This window comes from Mesotoga infera, from assembly GCA_011045915.1.
Lineage (GTDB): Bacteria > Thermotogota > Thermotogae > Petrotogales > Kosmotogaceae > Mesotoga > Mesotoga infera_D.
In genome coordinates this window covers 1-2,280 of the sequence record DSBT01000368.1, presented here as the reverse complement: position 1 = coordinate 2,280, position 2,280 = coordinate 1, and the positions used below count along the sequence as shown (strand labels likewise).

Below are 2,280 nucleotides of genomic sequence, written 5' to 3'. Positions count from 1 at the left end.
GATTCAAACTCGCTGTCGAATTCGTCAAGCATGGAGGAGAATGCAACCTCGGTATCCTCTAAAGTGATGAAATCTCTCTCTTTGTCAACGTCGGTCTAGAAATCCCCAACTGCGTCGGAATAATTCTCCCCACCCCACTTAAATCTATCGTCAATTCTCTGTTAAACATTAGGAAACCTCTATTCTGCCGATTCATGCTTGTTCACCCATAACTTGTGGCTCTTTCTGTCTTTCATACGATAACTCTCTCCCCGGATATTCACCGTTCTACAGTGATGCAGGATTCGATCCAGAAGTGCTGCGGCAATCACCTGATCCTGGAAAATCTCTCCCCAGTTACCAAACGATTTGTTCGAGGTGAAGATCGTTGATCCCTGCTCATATCGCCGGGATATCAACTGGAAGAAGCAGTATGCTGCCTGAGCATCAAACGGAAGATACCCGATCTCATCGATGATCAGGAGACCTGGCCGGGTGAGTTTCTTCAGATACCGATCAAGCTGATCACTGTGATATGCTTCTTTGAGTTGTTCGATCAGGACAGACGCATTGATGAAGAGAACCGGGATCCCCTGTTCAATAGCAGAAACACCCAGGCCAATCGCCAGATGCGTTTTTCCCACGCCAGGTGGTCCAAGGAAGACCACATTTTCTCCATTATCGATAAATCTCAGAGTGGCAAGATCTCTGATCACCGTCTGATCAATCGAGGGTTGAAACTCAAAATCAAACTCTTCAATTCGCTTCAGGAGAGGGAAACCAGCACTTTTTGTCCGGGTTCTAATTCTTGTTGAAGTCCTGTTGTTCCATTCCTGTTCAACCAGATACCCGATCGTCTCAATGGGACTGAGACTCTCATTCATTGCACGTTCAAGCGTTGGTTCAAGCAGAGCATCCATCGTATCCAGTTTCATCATGGCAAGGCGGTGATGGATCTGTTCGAGAAGAAGAGTCGTCATATCTGCCCCTCCTCTGCAAAAACGTCATATTCTGCAAGATCTCGTGTCTCAACAGAATGCTGATCAATGGCTGGTTTGTTTATCCGCTCCTTCTTTGCACCATTGCTGGATAATCCAAGGATTTCTTTGTAAAGCCCTTCAAAATGCTCCTTTTTCTTTGAACGCTCATTTCTCCCATTCAGGAGAGTATGGGTACAGATCTCTGTGCCATCAGCTTGAATTGACACATGGTTTTCCTGGACGTATGCGTCAACACGTCTTCCTGCAAACTTCCAGGGAACAGAGTAGCTATTCCCGTATAACGAGATGTAGCAGTCTTTGGAGACTTTTCGAGATTCTTTCCTCTTGAGGAGATATGGTTTGTATGAGGAGAAAGGACGCAGGTTCTCCTGAACCAAGCGATCAAATGGAATCTCATGGGTGGTTCCATGGACCTTCCCATTGACGCAATTGAGCCAGGTACGTGCCTGTAGGTTCAGATCCTCGATAGAGTGGAAAGTTCGACCATACAAGAAGTTGTCTTTAATGTAGTGAATTGAACGTTCAACTTTGCCTTTGGTTTTCGCTCGACCCAGGCGGCAGAGCCGTGATGTAAACCCGAAGTGGTCACGGAAGTCGGCAAAGAGAGGATGGAATTCTGAAGCCGTTGAGGGATATTTCCGTTTAAGGACGACACTCCGAAGGTTATCATAGAGGATCATATCAGTAACTCCGCCAAAATACTCAAAGGCCCCCAGATGTCCTTTGAGAAGAGCAGGAAGACCCTGATGAGAGAAGAACTCTACATACCTCATCCTTGAATAGCCAAGAACCATTGAGAGGCCATAAACCTTCTTTTTGGAGCCATCGGTCGTTTCATAGGGATACTCAAGCCAGTCACATTGCATCATCTCTCCCGGTTTGGTTTCGTATCTGATTTCAGCCGGAATGGTGATGTTGGGGCGGATCTGGCGTATATAATCGCCGAGTATTGTTGTTCCGCCATCATAGCCCAGATTCCGGATCTCTTCCAGAAGTCGGACACGGCTCAGACGAGGATAGGTGTTCAGCCTCTTCTGGATGTATGGCATGAAGGGATCCAGCTTACTTGGTTTCTGTCTGGTCTGAGGATGTTTTGAGGGTTGATCCAAAGACAGATGCCGGGCTATAGTTTTTCTGTCATAGCCGGTTTCTCGGGCCAATAAGCTGATGTTGACTTTCCCTGTTGCCAGTTCCTGTTCACGAGCTAGATCCAGTAACATAAAATACTCCTCGTCCTTGAGCATGTGAATCCCAGATACTCTCTGGTTGCACATTGGGGATTTTTATTCCGACACAAATG

At 46.6% G+C, this 2,280-nt stretch carries 2 protein-coding genes; both read right to left on the bottom strand.

The genetic code is table 11. The annotated features are described in order from the left end of the window. Window positions 1–179 precede the first annotated feature (179 nt). Window positions 180–959: an AAA family ATPase gene (locus tag ENN47_11955; protein HDP78864.1), complete on the bottom strand. Its 780-nt coding sequence runs from the start codon at window positions 957–959 to the stop codon at window positions 180–182. Beyond that, window positions 956–2,254, bottom strand: coding sequence for an IS21 family transposase (locus ENN47_11950; protein ID HDP78863.1), 1,299 nt, complete (start codon window positions 2,252–2,254; stop codon window positions 956–958). Before ENN47_11950 ends, ENN47_11955 begins: the two co-directional genes overlap by 4 nt. Window positions 2,255–2,280 lie beyond the last annotated feature (26 nt).